Source organism: Ensifer sp. Root278 (genome assembly GCF_001429285.1).
Lineage (GTDB): Bacteria > Pseudomonadota > Alphaproteobacteria > Rhizobiales > Rhizobiaceae > Ensifer.
In genome coordinates, this window is record NZ_LMJJ01000002.1 from 1 (window position 1) to 19,415 (window position 19,415).

General features: G+C 59.3%; 17 protein-coding genes. All 17 read right to left on the reverse strand.

The window, feature by feature from the left end:
* A partial coding sequence (locus tag ASE60_RS02970; RefSeq protein ID WP_057248270.1) for an alcohol dehydrogenase catalytic domain-containing protein occupies positions 1-869 on the reverse strand: 869 nt, incomplete at its 3' end.
* A 48-nt stretch (positions 870-917) separates the two neighbouring features.
* Complete coding sequence (locus ASE60_RS02975; protein WP_057248271.1) at positions 918-1,565, reverse strand: glutathione S-transferase; 648 nt, start codon at positions 1,563-1,565, stop codon at positions 918-920.
* Between the two features lie 11 nt (positions 1,566-1,576).
* On the reverse strand, positions 1,577-3,343 hold the full coding sequence (locus ASE60_RS02980; RefSeq protein WP_057248272.1) for a Rieske 2Fe-2S domain-containing protein: 1,767 nt from the start codon (positions 3,341-3,343) through the stop codon (positions 1,577-1,579).
* 42 nt (positions 3,344-3,385) lie between these two features.
* Positions 3,386-4,291: an aromatic ring-hydroxylating dioxygenase subunit alpha gene (locus ASE60_RS02985; RefSeq protein ID WP_057248273.1), complete on the reverse strand. Its 906-nt coding sequence runs from the start codon at positions 4,289-4,291 to the stop codon at positions 3,386-3,388.
* A 36-nt stretch (positions 4,292-4,327) separates the two neighbouring features.
* A complete protein-coding gene (locus ASE60_RS02990) occupies positions 4,328-5,191 on the reverse strand; it encodes an aromatic ring-hydroxylating dioxygenase subunit alpha (RefSeq protein ID WP_057248274.1) in 864 nt (287 codons plus the stop codon).
* A gap of 408 nt (positions 5,192-5,599) precedes the next feature.
* Positions 5,600-6,532 (reverse strand): ABC transporter permease, encoded by a 933-nt coding sequence (locus ASE60_RS02995; RefSeq protein ID WP_057248275.1) that lies wholly within the window; start codon positions 6,530-6,532, stop codon positions 5,600-5,602.
* Positions 6,525-7,484 carry an ABC transporter permease gene (locus ASE60_RS03000; RefSeq protein WP_244495510.1) on the reverse strand — a complete coding sequence of 320 codons (960 nt, stop codon included), beginning with the start codon at positions 7,482-7,484 and terminating at the stop codon, positions 6,525-6,527. Before ASE60_RS03000 ends, ASE60_RS02995 begins: the two co-directional genes overlap by 8 nt.
* 88 nt (positions 7,485-7,572) lie before the next feature.
* The gene (locus ASE60_RS03005; RefSeq protein ID WP_057248277.1) at positions 7,573-9,123 is read right to left on the reverse strand and encodes an ABC transporter ATP-binding protein; all 1,551 of its coding nucleotides are present in this window, start codon (positions 9,121-9,123) and stop codon (positions 7,573-7,575) included.
* 32 nt (positions 9,124-9,155) lie between these two features.
* Positions 9,156-10,259 carry a BMP family protein gene (locus ASE60_RS03010; protein WP_244495530.1) on the reverse strand — a complete coding sequence of 368 codons (1,104 nt, stop codon included), beginning with the start codon at positions 10,257-10,259 and terminating at the stop codon, positions 9,156-9,158.
* A 162-nt stretch (positions 10,260-10,421) separates the two neighbouring features.
* A complete protein-coding gene (locus ASE60_RS03015; protein ID WP_057248279.1) occupies positions 10,422-11,318 on the reverse strand; it encodes an aromatic ring-hydroxylating dioxygenase subunit alpha in 897 nt (298 codons plus the stop codon).
* Between the two features lie 184 nt (positions 11,319-11,502).
* The gene (locus ASE60_RS03020) at positions 11,503-12,294 is read right to left on the reverse strand and encodes an AraC family transcriptional regulator (RefSeq protein ID WP_057248280.1); all 792 of its coding nucleotides are present in this window, start codon (positions 12,292-12,294) and stop codon (positions 11,503-11,505) included.
* A gap of 140 nt (positions 12,295-12,434) precedes the next feature.
* Positions 12,435-13,703: a serine hydroxymethyltransferase gene (gene glyA / locus ASE60_RS03025; protein WP_057248281.1), complete on the reverse strand. Its 1,269-nt coding sequence runs from the start codon at positions 13,701-13,703 to the stop codon at positions 12,435-12,437.
* A 76-nt stretch (positions 13,704-13,779) separates the two neighbouring features.
* Positions 13,780-14,754, reverse strand: a complete 975-nt coding sequence (locus ASE60_RS03030) for a D-glycerate dehydrogenase (protein ID WP_057248282.1) — start codon at positions 14,752-14,754, stop codon at positions 13,780-13,782.
* The gene (locus ASE60_RS03035) at positions 14,751-15,956 is read right to left on the reverse strand and encodes an aminotransferase class V-fold PLP-dependent enzyme (RefSeq protein WP_057248283.1); all 1,206 of its coding nucleotides are present in this window, start codon (positions 15,954-15,956) and stop codon (positions 14,751-14,753) included. The genes ASE60_RS03030 and ASE60_RS03035 overlap by 4 nt, the downstream gene beginning before the upstream one ends.
* Positions 15,957-16,049: 93 nt before the next feature.
* The gene (gene purU, locus ASE60_RS03040; protein WP_057248284.1) at positions 16,050-16,910 is read right to left on the reverse strand and encodes a formyltetrahydrofolate deformylase; all 861 of its coding nucleotides are present in this window, start codon (positions 16,908-16,910) and stop codon (positions 16,050-16,052) included.
* On the reverse strand, positions 16,907-17,800 hold the full coding sequence (locus ASE60_RS03045) for a methylenetetrahydrofolate reductase (protein WP_244495511.1): 894 nt from the start codon (positions 17,798-17,800) through the stop codon (positions 16,907-16,909). Before ASE60_RS03045 ends, purU begins: the two co-directional genes overlap by 4 nt.
* Positions 17,801-17,919: 119 nt before the next feature.
* Positions 17,920-19,044 carry an aminomethyltransferase family protein gene (locus tag ASE60_RS03050; protein ID WP_244495512.1) on the reverse strand — a complete coding sequence of 375 codons (1,125 nt, stop codon included), beginning with the start codon at positions 19,042-19,044 and terminating at the stop codon, positions 17,920-17,922.
* Between the last annotated feature and the right edge of the window lie 371 nt (positions 19,045-19,415).

The following is a 19,415-nucleotide window of genomic DNA, read 5'->3' on the forward strand; positions in this document are numbered from 1 at the left end:
GACTTGCCCCAGCCGCGATGCGAGGCCTCGAGCGCCTGGCGCATCACCTTGGTGTTGCCGGTGCAGTCGAAGGTGTAGTCGGCGCCGCCGATCTGGTCGGCCCCACGCTTGGTCATGTTGACGAGGTAGGSAACGATGTCGTCGCCGACCTCCTTCGGATTGACGAAGTGGGTCATGCCGAAGCGTTCGCCCCAGGCCTTCTTGTCGTTGTTGAGGTCGACGCCGATGATCATGTCGGCGCCGGCAAGACGCAGGCCCTGGATGACGTTGAGGCCGATGCCGCCGAGACCGAAGACGATCGCGGTCGCGCCCATCTCGACCTTCGCCGTGTTGATGACCGCACCGATGCCGGTGGTGACGCCRCAGCCGATGTAGCAGATCTTGTCGAAGGGYGCGTCCGGGTTGACCTTGGCAACSGCGATCTCGGGCAGCACCGTGTAGTTGGCGAAGGTCGAGCAGCCCATGTAGTGGTGGATCTTGTCCTTGCCGATCGAGAAGCGCGAGGTGCCGTCCGGCATCAGGCCTTGCCCTTGCGTCGAGCGGATCGCGGTGCACAGGTTGGTCTTGCGCGACAGGCACGACGGGCAGGAGCGGCACTCGGGCGTATAGAGCGGAATGACGTGATCGCCCTTCTTCACCGAGGTGACGCCCGGGCCGACGTCGACGACGATGCCGGCGCCCTCATGGCCGAGGATGGCCGGGAACAGGCCTTCCGGATCGGCRCCSGACAGCGTGAAGTCGTCCGTGTGGCAGATGCCGGTGGCCTTGACCTCGATCAGCACTTCGCCGGCCTTTGGGCCTTCGAGTTGAACCGTCATGACCTCAAGCGGCTTGCCTGCCTGAACGGCAACGGCGGCACGTACATCCATCTAATTTCTCCCTAGTTTCCTTCGTAGGTGGTTCGTCATCTGGCGTTGTTACGCAGCTTTTGCCGGCCCGGCCGGAAACACCCCGGACATGACAATGAAGCCGTTGATGCGTTTGATGCGGTCGCACCAGCGGCGAATTGCCGGATAATCCTGCCTGGAAATCCCGCCCTCCTCCGAAAGCATGATGTAGGGGAAGCAAGCAATATCGGCGATCGTCGGCTGCTTTGCCGAGCAGATCCATTGGCGTTCTTGCCGCTCGCCGAACCAGAGATGTTCATCAAGGATCCGGAACAGCCTGTGAGCGCCGGCGCGCGCCGTATTAATGTCGAAGTCGTAAAACAGCGCGTCGTGCAGACGGGCGGCCGACGCTGTGCTCGTAATGCCGTCGGCAAAGGCAAGCCACTGGCTGATCTCGCCCAAGAGCTCAGGATTATCGCGGGGATACCACGTTCCTGCTGCGTCGTACTTCGCCGCGAGATAGACGAGGATCGCTTGCGCATCACGCAACACAAGCCCGTCATCGTCGACTACCGGCAATTGCCCGAGCGGGTTGAGCTTCAAGAACCATTCCGACTTGTGTTCCCGGCCGGGATAGAAGTCGACGGGGACGGTCTTGTAGTCCACTCCCAGTATGCTCATAAGCAGCCGAAGCTTGTAGCAATTGCCCGACAGTTCGTAGTCGTAGAGCTTGATCATTTTCGGTATCCTTAGGCGTCGATCACGAGACGAGCTGATTTGCTGCGAGAGACACAGGTCATGATCTTTGTCCCCGAGGCACGCTCTGATGGGCTGAGATAGACATCCTGATGATCCGGCTCGCCTTCGATGACGGTTGCAAGACAGGTGCCGCAGGCCCCCTGTTCGCAAGATGAGGGAAGGTCCACGCCGGCATCGCGCATGGCTTCGAGAATGGATTGTCCCGCGCCCACCTTAATCGTCAGACAAGAACGCGCCAAGGCGACCTCGAAACTCGAGCTATCGTCAATGACGTTCGTGTTCTTGAAGTACTCGAAATGCACTGCTGCCTCGGGCCAACCTGCTTCGGCTGCCAGCGAGCGCGTCGACTCGAGCATCGGATTGGGTCCGCAGATATAGAGCTGTGTGTCCGGAAGATAAGGTGATAAAAGCCGGCGCAACTCGTTGACGGTGTCGCTGGGCGACAGCCCCAGATGGGGCATGACGGCATTGCCGAGTGCTTGCCTGCATTCGGAGAATGCGAGTTGCTGCTCGTTCTGCGCAAAGTAGTGTAGTTCGTAGGCGAGGCTCTGGTTGTTCAACGTCTGTGCCATCGCCAGCAAAGGCGTGACCCCAATCCCGCCGGCAACGAAGATAGTCTTCAATGCGTCGCGTCGAAGAGGAAAATTGTTCCTTGGCTCGGAGATAGCCAGTACGTCTCCTTCGCGCACGCTGTCATGAAGGCACTGGGACCCGCCCCTTGATGCAGGATCGAGCTTCACCCCGATGGTGAATCGGTCCGTTTCACCGGGTCCATTGGTAAGCGAATACTGGCGGACAAGCCCGTTCGGAAGATGTACGTCGATATGGGCACCTGGCTGGAAGGTCGGAAGCAGACCTCTGATGGGCCGGAGTTCGAAGGCCATGATACCATCGGCAGTCTGCCACTTGCGCGCAACTTGCACCCGGATCGCGGCTTTGCGGCCACGACTGTCGAGTTCAGGCAAACTGGCGAGCTCTTCCGAGACCCGCTCGAAAATTGGTTCGATCGGTACGGGCACAGGCAGGGCCGCCGCCTCGCGCTCCAAGTCTTCGCGCAATTTGGAGAGCGCTTCATTGTGGTAGCGAAGCACCGCTGTCAGTTGAGCATCGTTCGGCCTGCCGCTGAGGACACCTCGGATTACCGAGCGACCTGAATCGACCGGCTGGACGAAAAAAACGCCAAGCGTTTCAGCCCTGCCTTGGCAGCTTCTCAGAGCGACGGCCGCTTCAGTCGCTGCCACCAGTTCAATGTTGGTGCCCGTTCCAGCAATCTCGCTGTTCGGCTGGAAGCGATAGGATTGCAACCTTTGAGCAACCAGTTCTGCCGACGCGTTGACCGGTATGGCGCGCAATACCAGGAGGTCATCTTCGCCAATTCCTTCCACCACGGGGAGATCGCCGCGCGGGTCCTCTGAGGACCACACCAAACCGTAGCGCTCGACAGCTTGAAACGACCGGTTTGTAATGGTGCGCGCGGGCGCGTCTGCGGGGTGGGCCGGTATGTAGGTGCATCCGGCTGTGCGGTTCGAGTAACGCCACCCGTGATACTGGCATTTCAATTCCCGGCCGTCGTTGATGCCTATCGATAGCCGGACACCGCGATGCAGACAGCGATTTTCCCAGACGTTGACGTATCCATCGTCTGCGCGCCAGACAGCGAACTCTCGGCCAAGAAGTTGGCCATGGAACACATGCCGCAGCGGCAGATCGTCCGTTGCCGCGATCGGATGCCACCTAGTCCTCACATCTTCAAGCATCTTGGTCTCCAATTCATCATCAGTGTTTTGTTTTGGCGCAGTTCAATATGAAGCCGGGATGACCCCGTATCTGACGTCCTTCTGGCTCAGCCAGCGGCGATAGGCGATGGCGGACTTATCTGCCCGGATCGGCGTCTCGGCCCTGGGGTCGAGCGGCAGACGTTTGGGAAACTGGTTCTCCAAGATCGGCTTGTCCTGGCCGAAGATTGTCTGCTGAAACCGCTTGATCACCTTGTCTTCATTGTCCTCGTCGAGGATGCAAAGCATCATGTGCGCGCGGACACTCTCCTGGCTGAGAGGCTGCATGAAAACCGCGATGACATCGTACCGGGCATCGTTGACCGGGCTCGATTTGTAGAGAACCGAGCAATAGGGGTGGGGCACACGGAAGATATACTCGACCTCGGCGCCAGTCTCCGACGCACTCGATGCCAAAGGCTGGAAGAAGCGGCAGCGGGTTGCCAGGATCTCGTCCCGCTCCACCGATATGTCGACGTCGTATTCCTTGACCTCGGTGTGCGGTTCAACGCCCAGGATATCCGTGTGGACATAGGGAAAATGGCCCATATCGAGGAAATTCTCGATCGCGCGCGGCGCTGAGACATTGACGCCGAAGGTCGCTGCATTCAGTCGCCGCCGATCGGTTTCCTCATATTCAGGAATGGGAAAAAGCTCATCGGGTGGAGAGCCGAGGGAAGCCCAGAGATAGCCGAAGGCCACCTTCGCCGGCAGCGATTTGCTCACGGACGCCACATCGATTTTGTCGCCAGCGACAAAATCGGGGCAGGACCGCCAAACCGCAACCTCCCTGCCAAGGCCGACTGCGAGGCTGAGCCGTTCCTCCAGTAGAACGGTATCGACAACCGTATCGACCGGGAGCTCAACCAACGCCCCGAGCGGGTGCCATAGGTTCAGGACGACGGGGTCCAAACATCTTGTCTTTGCCATAAGAGATTCCTCCATGTTCATCTGAGCCGTCGTCAATCAGACAGGGTACGCAATCGCGCCATACGTGACCGAGCGATCACGAAGCCAACGTCGATAATGGACGGAGACGGCATCGGCCCTGATCGGGGTTTCCGCACGCGGATCGAGCGGCAGGCGTCGCGGGCGCTGGTTTTCGAGGATCGGCTTGTCCTGCGCAAATATCAGCTGCATGAAACTGCGCGCCGCCGCTGCCTCCAGGCCCTGCTTGAGGTAGCAGAGGTAGGAGTAAACGATGCAGTTCTCCTCATCGACCGGCTGGATGAACAGCACGATCAGATCCTTTCGGTCGGGATCAAGAGGATTGCTCTTGTAGAGTGCGACCGTATAGGGCCGGAAGACCTTGTAGATATAGTCGACCAGCATCGCCGCCCGTGCCGTTGGGGAGGCAAACGGCTGGAGAAACTTGCAATCGGTCGCCAGCACCTCATCTGCTGCCGTGATCGTCACATTGTAGGGCAGCACTTCCGTGTGCGGCTCATCGCCCAGCCAGCCCGTGTGCACGAAGGGAAAGTGCCCCATATCGAGAAAGTTCTCGACGGCTCGCAGACCCGACACTCTGACTGCGATGGAGCCGCCGCTCAACAAGTGGCGATCGGCCTCGTTCGTTTCGGGCAAGTATATGATGTCTCGTTCCGGCCGTCCGAGGCACGCCCAGATAAACCCGTATCGCGAATCTGAACAGACTTCTTCACCTGTATCCAACTCGACCACTCGCAGGTTGTAGCGGCCATCGAGTGTGACCTGGAGGTCATGCCCCATCAGACGTGTGGTGAAAGCCGAATTCGACATCAGCGCAGACCGCTCGGCGACAACGTGCCAGTCGTTGAGAAGCGAACGATCGACGCAGCGAAACTCTCCCATTGGCCCGCCTCCGGCGCGGTCGTGCATTGCTGCGGCGATGCCGTAACGATGCTGGTTAACTACCCGCAGAGTTTCATTTTCATGGCCAGGACGGAATGTCCCCCGTTGCCCCGCGCATACCCTCAATTAAGCTTTGTTCAAAACTCAATTTCGGAGACCACCCTATAAGAATCGCTACTTCAAACCGGGCAGTCACGCCGGTCAAAGGTTTGCCAATTGCCACCCGGAACCGCCTAATGGTCGAATTAAAATTCTTTTTTATCCGTACCTTAGGTGAAGATTATTACCTTCTGCGCAGACTGTCTCTCGCGTTCCCCCTAGGCACGACGACGCATTGAGCCCAGCCGTGAAAGCTCATGCGGCTGGGCGCTGAAGTGCAAAAGCGGATGTCGTCACTTCATCTGTCCTTCATTCCCGGCGATAGGGAATTCCAAGCGCGACCGGCTGATGTGTTCGCGATCTCAGCCCAGCCAGAAGCACGAGTGAGGCCACATATGGCAATACCAGGAAGACGTGGTGCGGAATTGAAACCCCAACGACCTGCGCATGAATTCCGATGGCTTCGAGCAACGCGAAAATGAAGATCGCTCCAACCACACGGAAAGGCATCCAGTTGCCGGCAATGATGGCAACAACGACGAGCCAACCGCGACCGGCGATAAGATCTGGCACAAATCGGTCGGAATACCCCAGCATCAGGAACGCGCCCCCGAAGCCGGACATCACGCTTCCGAACATGATCGCCAGGCATTGGCGGCCACCGACGCTTAGACCCTTGACGTCGAGCGCTTTCGGATTTTCCCCGACGCAGCGAACTTCAAGCCCGTATCGGGTGCGATAAAGAAAGAACCAGACCGCGAGCGGAAGGAGAAAGCTGACATAGGTTAGAACACGCTGGGAAAACAGCACCGTTCCAAGGACGGGAATATCCGATAAGTACGGAATCTCGACAGCTTCGAAGCCGGCGAACTTGGGAGGGTCGCGCCCGATGATATAGGTCTGGAACCAGAAGAGGGTCAGCCCAGAGGCAAGCAGGTTCAGGGCCAGACCGGCGATGAACTGCTCTGATTTGAGCACGATGGTGACAAAGGACAGGATCAGGCTCAAGAGCGCGCATGCCAGGACCGCCACAAGCAGGGCTAGCCACGGCGAACCTGTCGATGAGGCGATCACGTAGGCGACGACTGCGCCGAGCAACATCGTTCCCTCGACGGAGATGTTCCAGATACCGGCCCGTTGAGTGACGAGTTCGCCCATTGCCGAGAACAAGAGCGGCGTGGCAATCCGAACCATCGCGGCGAGAATGCTGATGAACAGCGGTCCCTGAAAAAGCTCAAGCATGCGCTTCACTCCTGACGGTGATATGGACCCTGGTAGCCACGGCTGCGCACAGGAAGAAGAGCAGGACGAGCCCTTCCATGGCCGAGACGAGCCCGGCGGGAGTTCCGCTCTGCAAACGCATGTAAATCGCGCCGCTTTTAAGCGCGCCAAAGAAGAGTGCTGCAAGCATGGCACCGCTCGGTCGCAGCCCTCCCACCATCGCAACGACGATGCCGGAACTGCCAATACCGAGCAGTGTTTCAGCGCGCAGGCGATGGGAGGTTCCAAATAGCTCGCCTGCGCCAGCGAGCCCCGCCAGCGCGCCGGACACAAGCATCACCACCAGCAAAAGGCGGCTGATATCGGTTCCGCGGAACCTCAAAGCAGTCGGATTGGAGCCGAAAGCGCGGATCTCGTAGCCAAGCGGCGTTCGCTCCAACAATAAAGCGGACAGCGCCGTGGCACCGAGTGCGAGAATGAAGCCGAAGTGCAGCTTGGCCGCGCCCTGGCCAAACAGCGTCGGCCACTCCAGCATCGCATTGACCGGCGGCGACTGATGATAGGCGACGGTCGCCCCCGATTCCATCCAGGGCCCGCCATCAAGCAGGTAGGCAAGCAGAAAGATCACGATATAGTTCAGCATCACCGTCGAGATGATTTCGCTGGTGCCAAAACGGGTCTTGAGAACGCCGGCCAGGAGACCCAAGACGCCGCCACCTGCCAGGCCGGCAAGGACCAGAACGGCAACCGCGATCAGATACGGCAGCGGTCCAATCCATAGGCTGGCCCAGTAGGCACACATTGCGCCGGCCAGAACCTGCCCTTCCTGCCCGATATTCCAGATCTTCGCCCTGAAAGCGATGACGGTTCCAAGGCCGACAAGCAACAGCGGCGTCGCTTTGGCAAGCGATCCGAGCAGCGCCTTCTGGCTGCCGAAAGCTCCCACAATGAGCGAGGAGAACGCCTTCGCCACATCGCCTCCCGACAAATGGAGCAAGGCGGCCGCGGAAAAAAGAGCGCATACCATTGCCGCTGCATAGCAGGCGAAATTCCAGCTCAGGCTATTGCCTGAGCGCCTTTGAACTGAAATCATTGACCTGTCCACCAAGGTTGCTGGCGTTACCCGCCATCATCATTCCAAGCTCGAGGAGTGTCGTTTCCCCGGGCTGCACAATCCCCATGATCTTGCCCTTGAAGATCACGGCGATGCGATCACAGAGACGCAAAAGGTCGTCGAGTTCCTCGGAAGCCAGAAGGACGGCGAAGCCCTCGGCACGCTTTTCCAGGATCTTCTCGTAAACGAATTCGGATGCGGCCACATCGAGCCCGCGCGTGGGCTGATTGGCAAGCAGCAGGCCCCTGGCGTGGAGAAATTCGCGTGCAAGAATGACACGCTGGGCATTGCCGCCGGACAGGCGCTCGACGGGCAGGTCCGCGGAGGCAGCCACGATCCTGAACTCATCGATCTTGTGCGCGGCCAAAGCGTTGATCTTGCCACGATCGAGGAATGGTCCGCGTCTGTATTCCGGCTTACGCTGCCACCCCAGTACCAGGTTCTCGGCAATTCCGAACTCCGGGATCAATCCTTCGCGGAAACGATCGTCAGGCACGAGCCCTACACCTCTGTCGAGCATTTCGCGCGACGTCGGTGCAACTATCGCCTCGCCGTTGAGGTGAAAGCCGCCCGAACTCAGCGTCCTCACGCCCATCAGGACTTCGAACAGTTCTTTCTGGCCGTTGCCCGCAACACCCGCCAGGCCAAGAATTTCGTTCTCCGCGATGGTGAAGTTGACATCGCAAAGCACTTCTTCCCCCCACTCGCCAATGGCAACCGCGCGGTCGACGACGAGAACTTCGCGCCCCGGAGTGACCGATCTGTCACTGACGCGCTTCGTCACCTTGTGCCCGACCATCAGTGCCGTGATGGCTTCTGCCGTCGTGGTAGATGTCTCGACTGTGGCAACGACCTTGCCTTTGCGAAGGATCGTCACGCGATCGGACTGCATCACTTCCCGTAGCTTGTGGCTGATCAGGATGATCGACAGTCCCTGGCGCCGCATGCCATCAAGTATGACGAACAGCTGGTCGGACTGTTGCGGGGTCAGGACGGCTGTCGGCTCGTCGAGGATCAACAGTTCCGCGCCAAAGTACAGCGCCTTGAGGATTTCGACCCATTGCTGCTCACCAACCGAAAGCTGCCAGATCTCGCGATCGAGATCGAGCTCTATGCCGCATCGCAGACAGAGCTCCTCGACCTTTCGTCGCGCGGCTGACTTCGACAACAATATCCCGAGATCGGGGCTGCCTACGATGATGTTCTCAAGGACGGTGAAGTTTTCAACAAGCACGAAGTGCTGGTGCACCATGCCGATCCCCAAGCGGAGCGCGTCTGCCGGTGAATTAAGCTCGGCAACCTGCCCCTTGAAGCGAATGACGCCACTGTCTGCGCGATAGTATCCGTAAAGACAGGCAGACAGTGTCGATTTGCCGGCGCCATTCTCACCGAAGAGACAATGAATTTCGCCCTTGCGAACGTCGAGATCGACGTTGTCGTTCGCGGTAACGGCTCCGAACCGCTTGGTCAGGTTCTGTACGCTGAGAAGATTTTCCATCGAGTGAAACCAGTCCTGTTCTAGCGTCTGCGCTACTTCACCTCCGCGGTATTGAGGGGCACGACAAACTCGCCGGAAATGATCTTCTGTCTCGTCGCGGCGAGCTCCTCTTTGACGGCAACCGGCAACTTTGCATCAAAGTCGTGATAGGGCGCGATATCGACGCCGCCCTGGCTCATAGAGAACCATTTTGGCTCGGTGTTTCCATTGTACTGTCCACCAGCCTTGTGCTTGAGCCACTCCGAGATGATCCATTTGATATCCGGCTGCCAATCGATGATCGCACTCGATGCTATTGCGTCTGGCGCCAGCTTGCTTTGGTCGTTGATGTTGGCAAAGCACATGATCCGGTGTTCCTGGCAGGGCTTGAAGTTGTCCGTCAGCATGAACACGACATCCGCACCCGACGCGATCTGCACATTGGCATGCTCGGCTGCCAGCGCATTGTCGGACCAGGAACCGATAAAGGAGACGCGGTGCTTCACGTCCGGTCTGACCGATCTCGCGCCATCGAGAAACGCATTGATCTGGTCGTTGACGTCGTCTGCCGCAAACGTCCCGACCAGGCCGATGACGCCAGATTTCGTTGTGCGGCCGGCCAGCATGCCGAGCAGATAGGACGGTTCGTGTAGTCGTTTGTAGAGCCAGTATTGATTGGCCCCGAGAGGCAGGTTGCCCGATCCGGTTACCACAAACATGATGTCAGGGAATTCGGCGCTAAGTTTCTTTACCTGGTCCGAATATCGGCCGTGGGCCCAGATAATGTCGTACTCGCCGCCTTCGGCGTAGAAGCGCATGGCATTTTCCGCATCGTCGTTCCACAGCGGGTCCGTGTACTCCCACGATATGTCGAGCCCGTCTGGCCTCGCCTGCTTCACCTGTTCCAACGAATCCAGCAAGGTCCGCGTCCAGCCGATATCGGTGCGGCTCTCGAGAATAAGAGCGATCTTCAGTGAGGTTGGCCCTGCTGCAAAGGTTCGATCGACCGCCGAAAGCAGAAATGCCCCCATCGAACCCAGGATCGCGGTGCGGCGTGTGATGCTGATAGGCATATGATACTCCTCCTGTTTCAACTTAGGACCTGGTTCGGTCGCTCGCAGGCGATGCGCGGTATCGTCGCATCGACGCGAGAGCATCCGGGCCAACGGCTTCCCCCTTTGGTTTTTTGTCGCCGTTGACGTTGGATCTTTCAAATTGCTGTAACAGGCTTTCATGAACTAGCCTGGGCAACAATGACTGCTATTTCGGCCTCGCATATCCCCAGTTAAGCTTGCGCGGTTTGTCGACGGCACCAGTCATTAGCCGCTGCCTGTGACGACACCGTAGCGAAGGCCCCTTTCACGAAGCCATCGACGATAGGCTGCAGAGGCGGCGTCGGCGCGGATCGGAACCTCCGAGCGCGAGTCCAGTGGCAAGCGCTTGGGCACCTGATTTTCAAGAATGGGCTTGTCTTGCCCGAGAATGGTCTGGTGAAAGCTGCGCATCGCGGCCAGATCCGTGACTTCGTCAAGCAGACAGATAACGATATGCACGAGCACCTGGTCCTCGCCGACGGGCTGGCCGAAGAGCGCGATAACATCGCGCCGGTCCGGACGCGTCGATCCCGTCTTGTAAAGAACGGCACAAAACGGATGGGGTATTCTGTAGACGTATTCGGTATCTGCGCCCGTCTCCGAACCGGCATTGGCCTGCGGTTGGTAGAACTCGCAACCGGTGACCAGAATTTCGGGTGGGTCGGAATAGACGTCGACCTTGTAAGGCTTGACCTCCGTATGGGGTTCCTCCCCCAGGATTCCTGTGTGAACGAACGGGAAATGCCCCATGTCCAGGAAGTTCTCGACCGCGCGCGGCGCCGAGACACCGACGCGTGTGACGCCCTGAACGATGCGGCTGCGATCCGGCTCGTCGAACTCTGGTATTTCGAACAGATCGCGCGGCGGGTCGCCCAAGGTGGCCCAGAGGTAACCGAACCGCTGAATGGTTGGCAACTCCGTACCGGACGTCTGAGCGCCGCTCGGCTCGGCAGCGGCTTGCGGCTCACGCCATGCACCCAACCGATCGCCATGCCGGCCGATCAATATCCTCTGACCGAGAAGGACAGTAGAAAACATGCCGGTGGACGGAAGTTCCTCGAGTGAGGCGACGACATGCCATTCGTCGCGTGCAATCGGGTCGATGTGACTGAGGTTTTCCATATCGCAATCCCATGGGTGTTTGCTGCTAGCGAACCGCGCACCCGCCCCTTGAGATGGAGGTGCTCTGGAAAATTGATGCATGAGGTTAAGGAAGACGACCATGCCTGCGCTTGGCGATTTAATACCGCTAGTTCGCCTGTCGTCGGATCGCTGGGGGATGTCGGGCACTGAACGCGCTGGAGGCTCAGCCGTTCAGCATTTTCTCGCGGAGCTCGGTCGGGGAGCAGTCGAAGGCCAGCTTGATCTGGCGCGAAAAATGATAGGGATTCTTGTAGCCGACCTGGTAGGCAATCTCGCTCACGGACAAGCCGCTGCGTTGCAAGAGGTGCGCGCCATAGTCCAGCCGACAGCGCCAGAGATACCGAGCCGGCGTCATGCCCAAGTGCTTCTTGAAGGCGGACACAAGATACTGTGGGCTTACACGAACCTGTTGCGCGACGCGCTCGATGGAAACGTCTGCGGCGAAGTTTTCATCAAGAAAGCGGCGCGCCTGCAGGATCGTCTGCGGGATAGGCCTTTCCTCCGCAACAACTTCCGCCTCGTAAATATAGGCGTTGAGGAGAGTGTTCGTCAGAGCTTCGCGCAAGCCACCACGACCATCGCGGTCCCCGATCCCGAGATCGACACCCAGTTGCATTAATGTCTGGACCTGCGTCGAGGCGTTAATGAAGGGCGCATATTTGTGGCGCTCCTTGTAGAGCCAAGCAGCATTTTGTGGTCGGCCATCGCACCAGCTGATGTGAGTTAGCGTCTCGGGAGCGATGGTCGTCAAATAGCGGTCCCTTGTCAGGGATAGCGCACACTGGCCCGCCTCCAGCTGCAACACTGTTTCATCGGCCTCGATCTTGAGCGATCCGAGATGCACGATGATGAAGGCAAGGTAATCCCCCCGGATGGGGCCATACTGCCCTCCGCTTTCGTAGGAGATCTCTCCGAACGTGTTTTCCCGACTGAGATCTATGGGCGGCAGTCGCATCGAAGCCTTTCAAAGCACCTGACGGCAGTGTTCGCCAAGCGTTGGGTTAGCGAACACTTCTGATACTCGTGGTTATCGCGTGCGTGATCAAGCATCGAACACCGTGAGCATCCGATTCCCGATCGGAGCCACGCTCTGTTTTAATGCCCCGCCGAGTAGATCGGGAAGGCCGCGCAAAGATCGTGGACCGACATTCTCGCGCGTCGCTCCTGTTCGGAACTTTGCTCGGTGCCAAGGGCGTCGAGGACGTCCGCGATCAACGCGCCAACTTCGTTGAACTCCGCTTCGCGGAAACCGCGGCTGGTGGCCGCTGGCGTGCCGAGCCGGATGCCGGAAGTTACAGCCGGGGGCGCTGGATCGAAGGGAATGCCGTTCTTGTTGCAGGTCAGCCCGGCACGCCCCAAGGCTTCTTCCGCATCCTTGCCGGAAACCCCTTTGCTGCGCAGGTCAACCAGGATCAAATGCGTATCGGTCCCCCCCGAAACGATATCGTATCCTCGTTCGGTCAGCGCTGAGGCGAGGGCCCGGGCATTGACCACCATCTGGCGAGCGTATTGCCTGAAGTTGTCTTCAAGCGCTTCGCCCAACGCCACCGCTTTTGCCGCTATGACATGCATCAGCGGACCACCCTGCAATCCCGGAAACACCGCAGAGTTCACCTTTTTCGCTAAGTCCTGATTGTTGGTCAGGATCATACCGCCGCGAGGGCCGCGTAGCGTCTTGTGCGTTGTCGTGGTGACGACGTCGGCGATTTCAACCGGGTTAGGATGCACCCCTCCAGCGACCAGACCGGCAAAATGCGCCATATCGACCATCATGGCCGCCCCGACAGAATCTGCGATCGCCCGAATTCGCTTGAAGTCGATCAGACGCGGATAGGCCGACCCGCCGGTAATGATCAGCTTCGGCCGCGTCGCTATGGCCTTTTCTTCGAGCTCCTCATAATCAATGAGGCAATCGCTCTTCCGAACGCCATATTGGACGGCGTTGAACCACTTCCCTGACATGGTCGGCCGAGCCCCATGGGTAAGATGGCCCCCGGCGGCAAGCGACAGGCCCATGAAGGTGTCGCCCGGCTTTAACAGGGCGAGCATGACGGCGCCGTTGGCCTGCGCACCGGAGTGCGGCTGCACGTTGACGAACGATGCGTCAAACAGCATTCCAGCGCGTTCTATCGCAGCGGCTTCGACGAGATCGACATACTGGCATCCACCATAATAGCGGTGCCCCGGATAGCCCTCGGCATATTTGTTGGTCATGACGGAGCCTTGCGCGGCAAGAACCGCTGGCGACACGATGTTCTCCGACGCGATCAGTTCGATCTCGGATCGTTGCCGCCCCATTTCGCGCGCGATCGCTCCGGCAATGACCGAATCATGCTTGAGCTGTCTTTCGAATAAACCAGGCATCGATTTTTCTCCTGTCGGACGAGCACGACGACCGCATCGTCTGCCCGCCGATTGAACTGCAACGGGATGTGAAGGATTAGCAGACCGCATCAGGCGGCGAACGGCCGCTGAAAAACGCCTTCAGATTCTCGATGACGCGCATGCCCATGGCGACGCGGGTCTCCTTCGTCGCACTCCCCAGATGCGGCAACAAAACCACGTCCTGCCGCTCGGCCAGACGACCGGGAACACGCGGCTCGCTTTCGAAGACGTCCAGGCCTGCGCCCGCTATCCTCCGGGTTTCCAGCGCGCGGACCAGAGCATGTTCGTCCACGACGTCACCCCTGGCTGTATTGATAAGGAACGCTGACCATTTCATGCAGGCGAGCCGATCGTCGTCGATGAGGTGATAGTTTTCGCCTCCACCGGGGCAATGAAGCGAAACAAAGTCGGCGACCGCAAGCACGTCGTCAACGCTCGGCAATTGGCGCGCGGGCACGTCAAGACCGGTAATCGGATGGCTGTCAAAGAAGACGACGTCCATACCGAAGCCAAAGTGGCACCGCCGTGCCATAGCCTGCCCGATCCGCCCCATTCCAATGATGCCGACGGTCTTTCCGGTGACGTGGGATCCGCAAAGATGCGTGGGACGCCAACCTGTCCATTTGCCGGCCCGCAGTTCCCTCTCCCCTTCCCCTGCGCGTCTCGCGCACATCAAAAGGAGGGTCATCGCCAGATCGGCGGTCGCATCCGTCAGCACGCCTGGCGTGTTTGTGACAACGAGTCCGGCCCTTGTTGCCGCCGCTACATCGATATGATTGAAGCCAACGCCGAAGTTACCGAGAATCTTTGCTCGAATACCCCCCTCGAGAATGTCGGCGCTGATCTTATCGGTTACGGTTGGCAGGACCGCATCGGCTTCTTCAAGCGCGGCTCGCAATTCACGCCGATCCAAAGGCTGATCGGTTTCGTTCAGCCGCGCATCGAATTCTGCAGTCAACCGGTCTTCAACTTCCGTCGGCCAGCGCCGAGTTACGATGACCTTCGGTTTCACAATCCTGTCCCTCCTCATGCCGCACGTTCCTGAAGGTTGCGAGCGGCAAGTCCGATCTGCGAGCGATACCATTCCTGCGCCGCCGCAACGCCGGACCCGGCTTCGATCTTTGCTCCAGCATCACGCAGAGACATCTCGGCCGCCGCAAGCGCTGACAGACACATCACCTCGTTCAGGTCGCCGAGGTGGCCGATCCTGAAAACCCGGCCCGCCACCTTGCTGAGCCCGGCACCGAATGAGGTGCGGTACTTGGAATAGCCGTTCGCGATAACCTGCCTGGCGTCGATGTCCTCAGGGACCACGATGGCGGAGACCGTGTCGGACCACCACTTCTTCTCTGTGGCACAGAGGGTCAAACCCCAGGCATGAACACCGCGGCGAACGCCTTCCGCAAGGCGGTGATGCCGAGCAATGACTGCGTCCAATCCTTCCGCGAAAATCAGATCCAGCGATGCTCTCAGGCCAATAAGTAGCTGTGTCGGCGGCGTATAGGGGAAGTAGCCGGTGGCTGACGGCGCTTTCATATCCTCGAAGCTGAAATAGCAGCGTTCGATCGTCGAACTCGCGTGCGCCTCAAGCGCCTTTGGGCTGACGGCGAGGATACCGAGGCCTGCCGGCAGCATCAGGCCCTTCTGCGAGCCGGTAACGGCGAGATCGACACCCCAGTCGTCCATCCGGAATTCGATGGATGCTATCGAGCTGACCCCATCAACGAACAGCAGAGCTTTGTGGCCGGTATCGTCGAGTGCGGCCCGCACGGCGGCCACGTCCGAAGTCACGCCCGTCGCCGTCTCGTTGTGCGTGACAAATACCGCCTTGATCCGACGGTTCTTGTCGGCGTCCAAGCGCCGACGGTACTCTTCGACGGGAACACCCTCGCCCCATTCGACGTCGAGGCATTCAACATCGAGCCCGAGACGGCTAGCCATGTCTGCCCAAAGATGGGAAAACTGGCCGAAACGAGACATCAGCACCCGATCACCACGGTTGAGGGTGTTCGATATCGCCGCCTCCCATGCTCCGGTTCCAGAACCCGGGAACAGGAAAATCGACCCAGTGTCAGTTCGGAAAACCCGCTTGAGATCGGCGAACAGCGGCAGAACCAGGTCGGGAAAGTCCGGCGCCCGCATATCCTGCATGGGCACGTTCATGGCTCGACGTACCACATCCGGGATATTTGTCGGTCCGGGCACGAAGAGATGTGATGTTCCATTTCGCATTGCATGGTCCTCCCATGATTTGAGGCACGACGGCCCGCAGCCGCCCGTGCATCGCTTCTCAATCAAATTGCAAGGCCGCACACGGCTGTCGCCTTAGGCGAAGACGACAGTCTTTCGGCCGTTGAGCATGACGCGTGCCTCAAGGTGCCGTTTGACAGCGCGCGCCAGAACGCGGCTTTCGATGTCTCGGCCAGCTGCGACGAAATCCTCGACACTCATCGCATGTGATACGCGTTCGGTTTCCTGCTCGATGATAGGTCCCTCATCGAGGTCGGCAGTGACATAGTGTGCCGTCGCGCCGATCAGCTTGACGCCGTGCTCATGGGCCTGGTGATAGGGACGAGCACCCTTGAAGCTGGGCAGAAATGAATGATGAATGTTGATGACCTTTCCGAACAATCGACCGGCGATATCGTCGGAAAAGACCTGCATGTAGCGCGCCAGAACCACCAGGTCGGCTTCCGTTTCTTGAACGATCGCGAAGATGCGGTCCTCTTGCTGTTTTTTGTTTTCCCGGTTGATCGGCAATAAATGGTAGGGGATGCCCGCCCACGCGGCCGTCTCGCGACTGTCGTCGTGATTGGAAATCACCGCCATGACCTCGGCATCGAGCCAGCCGACACGGATCTGGTAAAGCAGGTGCAGGAACGCATGGTCAAACCGCGAGACCATGATGACAATTTTCGGCGCCTTTCGACAGTCGATCAGCCGCCCCTGCATCTCAAACTGTCCAAGGACTGGCGCCAGACCGCGTTCGATCCGATCAGCCGACGTCTCGCCCGATGGTGTGAACGCGATCCGCATGAAGAAGCGGTTGGTGGCGCGGTCCCAATACTGGTTGCTTTCAACGATGTTGGTGCCGAGGACGTGAAGCTGCGAGGTTACTGCAGCCACGATCCCTGCCCGGTCATCACAAGTCAGAGTGAGAACGAAGGGCTGCGTCAGGCTGGTCATCGCACGCCGGCCCGCAACTGCCTGGCCTCCCGATAATCCCCGAGCCAGGTAAGCGTCTTCTCCCAACCACCAAAGGGAAAGAAATGAAGGTGCAGTGGCGTTACCGGATCAGGGTAGGCCGACGAAACCGCATCGATCACATCGGCCGGATTGCGGTCCGCGACGATGTTGAGAAGACCGCTCGCCGAGCGCCTTAGAGCAGCTATCGACGGCCCCACACCGCACATCGCGGCAAAGCGGATGAGCTTCGTCAAACTCGTGACTCCGGCCAGCCCAACGTGAACGGGAACCTCAGGAAAATCGTCGTGCAATCGCTTTGCCCAGGCGCCGATCATCGCTCCGTCGAATGCGAACTGCGAAACGACGCGAGGTTCGAGCGACCGACGTGCGCAAATCTCAAGCTTGCGCTTAAGCGCATCCTTGAGCCGAACCTCGGGAATGTTTGGATGTCCTTCCGGATAACCGGCGACAAAGGCGGTTCGTATCGAACTATCCGACAGCACCGGATGAGCGAGCAGTTCGGCAGATTCGCCGAGCGGCCCGGGGAAAAGCGCCGGGTTGCCGCCAAGGAACAGGACCTCGTCGATCCCATTGCGGCTATGGGCCTCAACGAGATTGACGTAGTCCCTTTCCGTCTTGAAATTGCGGGCTGCCAGATGCGGCACCGCAACATAGCCCAACTCAGTAATGCGCGCCGCCGCCTCGACCTGAAGTGCTTCCGGCTTGCCGGCAAGATGCGTCAGAAACACCCTTGAGCCCAAGGGAAGCGTATCGGCTTGCGGTGCGAAATTGCGAACCTGCTCCGGCGCGAGTTCGATCGATATGGTCGTATTGGCGCCGTCGCCCGGATGAACCCGTGTATCAGTGCATGCTTCAGCTGGATTGGTCATCGCCTCACCCGGATTTTCAAGCAGGGCAGATCCGTTGGCCGCAGCGAGAGCAGCGACCATGGTCTGCGGAGCATCGATGGAGGGAGCCCGACCGCTTCAGCAGCCGGGCAACAGGGTACTCAGTTGCTTGCGGCGCGTCGCAAGGAGTGGAACGGAAGAGCCACGACCCGGGCAGCAACGTCGCGCGTTGTGCCGTCATCCTCCCAACGCAGCGTCACCTGCGTCCCGACCTCCCCGAACGCCTGCTGCAGATGACCGAAGCCGATCAGCTTGCGAAGGGTGGGCGACCACGCGACACTGCTCGCGTGACCGACTTCAACGGAGCCATCGAAGACAGGGACTGGGTACCATCGCACACGCCGCAGGTTTCCAGGTTCCTTGCTTTCCAGCCCACTGCCGGCGATCTGCTTCCAGTCGATTTCCAACCCCACGAGCTGGCGATGTTCGCCATCTTTCGACATTCGCTCCAAGGCGGCCCTGCCAAGAAAATCGGGTTTCTTGAAATCAACGAGCCGGCCAAGACCGAGGTCAAAGGGGGAAGCGCGGAATTTGCCTGCGGCCTGAATGCCGGCGCCTCCGTGATCCGGTCCGGCACTGGTATAGTCGTAGCCGACGATCAGGAGGCCCGCCTCCAGCCGTGCGACGTCGAGTGCCCAGGCGCCCGCCGGACGAATACCGAAGGGGCGGCCGGCCGCTTCTACCGCATCCCAGACGATCGGCGCGTCATCGGCCTTCACCCACAACTCGTAGCCATGCTCGCCGGTAAAACCCTGGCGCAGGATTTCGACTTGCCTTCCCGCAATGGTCACGACCGCAAGCCGGGAGAAGGGGAGCTCCTGAAAACCCGCCTCGGTCACTGCCTCGAGCACCTCGCGCGAACGCGGCCCCTGTAGCGTCAGAATGCCATAGGTGTCGGTGATGTCCGTAACCTCGACGTCGAGGCCCTCGGCGTGCTGCCTCCACCAGGTAAAGCCTGGGTCGGCCGACACGCGAAACGTATTCTCGTCCATTCGAAAGACGAGACCGTCGCCAACGACATGGCCGTTTTCATCGCACCAGGGCGCATAGTAGATCTGCCCGACCTGGAGTTTCTTGATGTCGCGCGGGATCAACTTGTCCATCATCGCTTCGGCGTCGGGACCTGCGATCACATACTTCGACAAGGGCGACATGTCTCCCATGGCAACAGCAGTGCGAATTGCCGAGAGCTCTGCGACCATGTCGGAATAGGCATCAACGACCATGTTGCGGTCCCAGCGCATCCAAAGTGCGTTTTGGTTCAGCGGAGCCGTCCGTTCGACAAATGGCGTTCCGCGAAATGCAACGCGCGCTCCGTGAGCTTCCGTCAAACCGGTTGTGAATTTGATATCGTCCATTGATACGCCCTCTCCTCCATAGCCGGACTTTCGAAGGTCATCCTTCGCAAGTGCACTGTGCGGCTGCCTAACTGAACTGGAGAAAAGCTTTTCATGGAGGGGCCAAAGCAGGAATGCCTGTCGTTGCGAACGACATACCCGCAGTTCAAGCAAGTGCCGAGAGATCGCAGGCGCTCTGATACCGCGAGACAAAATGCAGCAAGTGGCAATTGAGCTACCGAGATACGGCCAACTTGCGT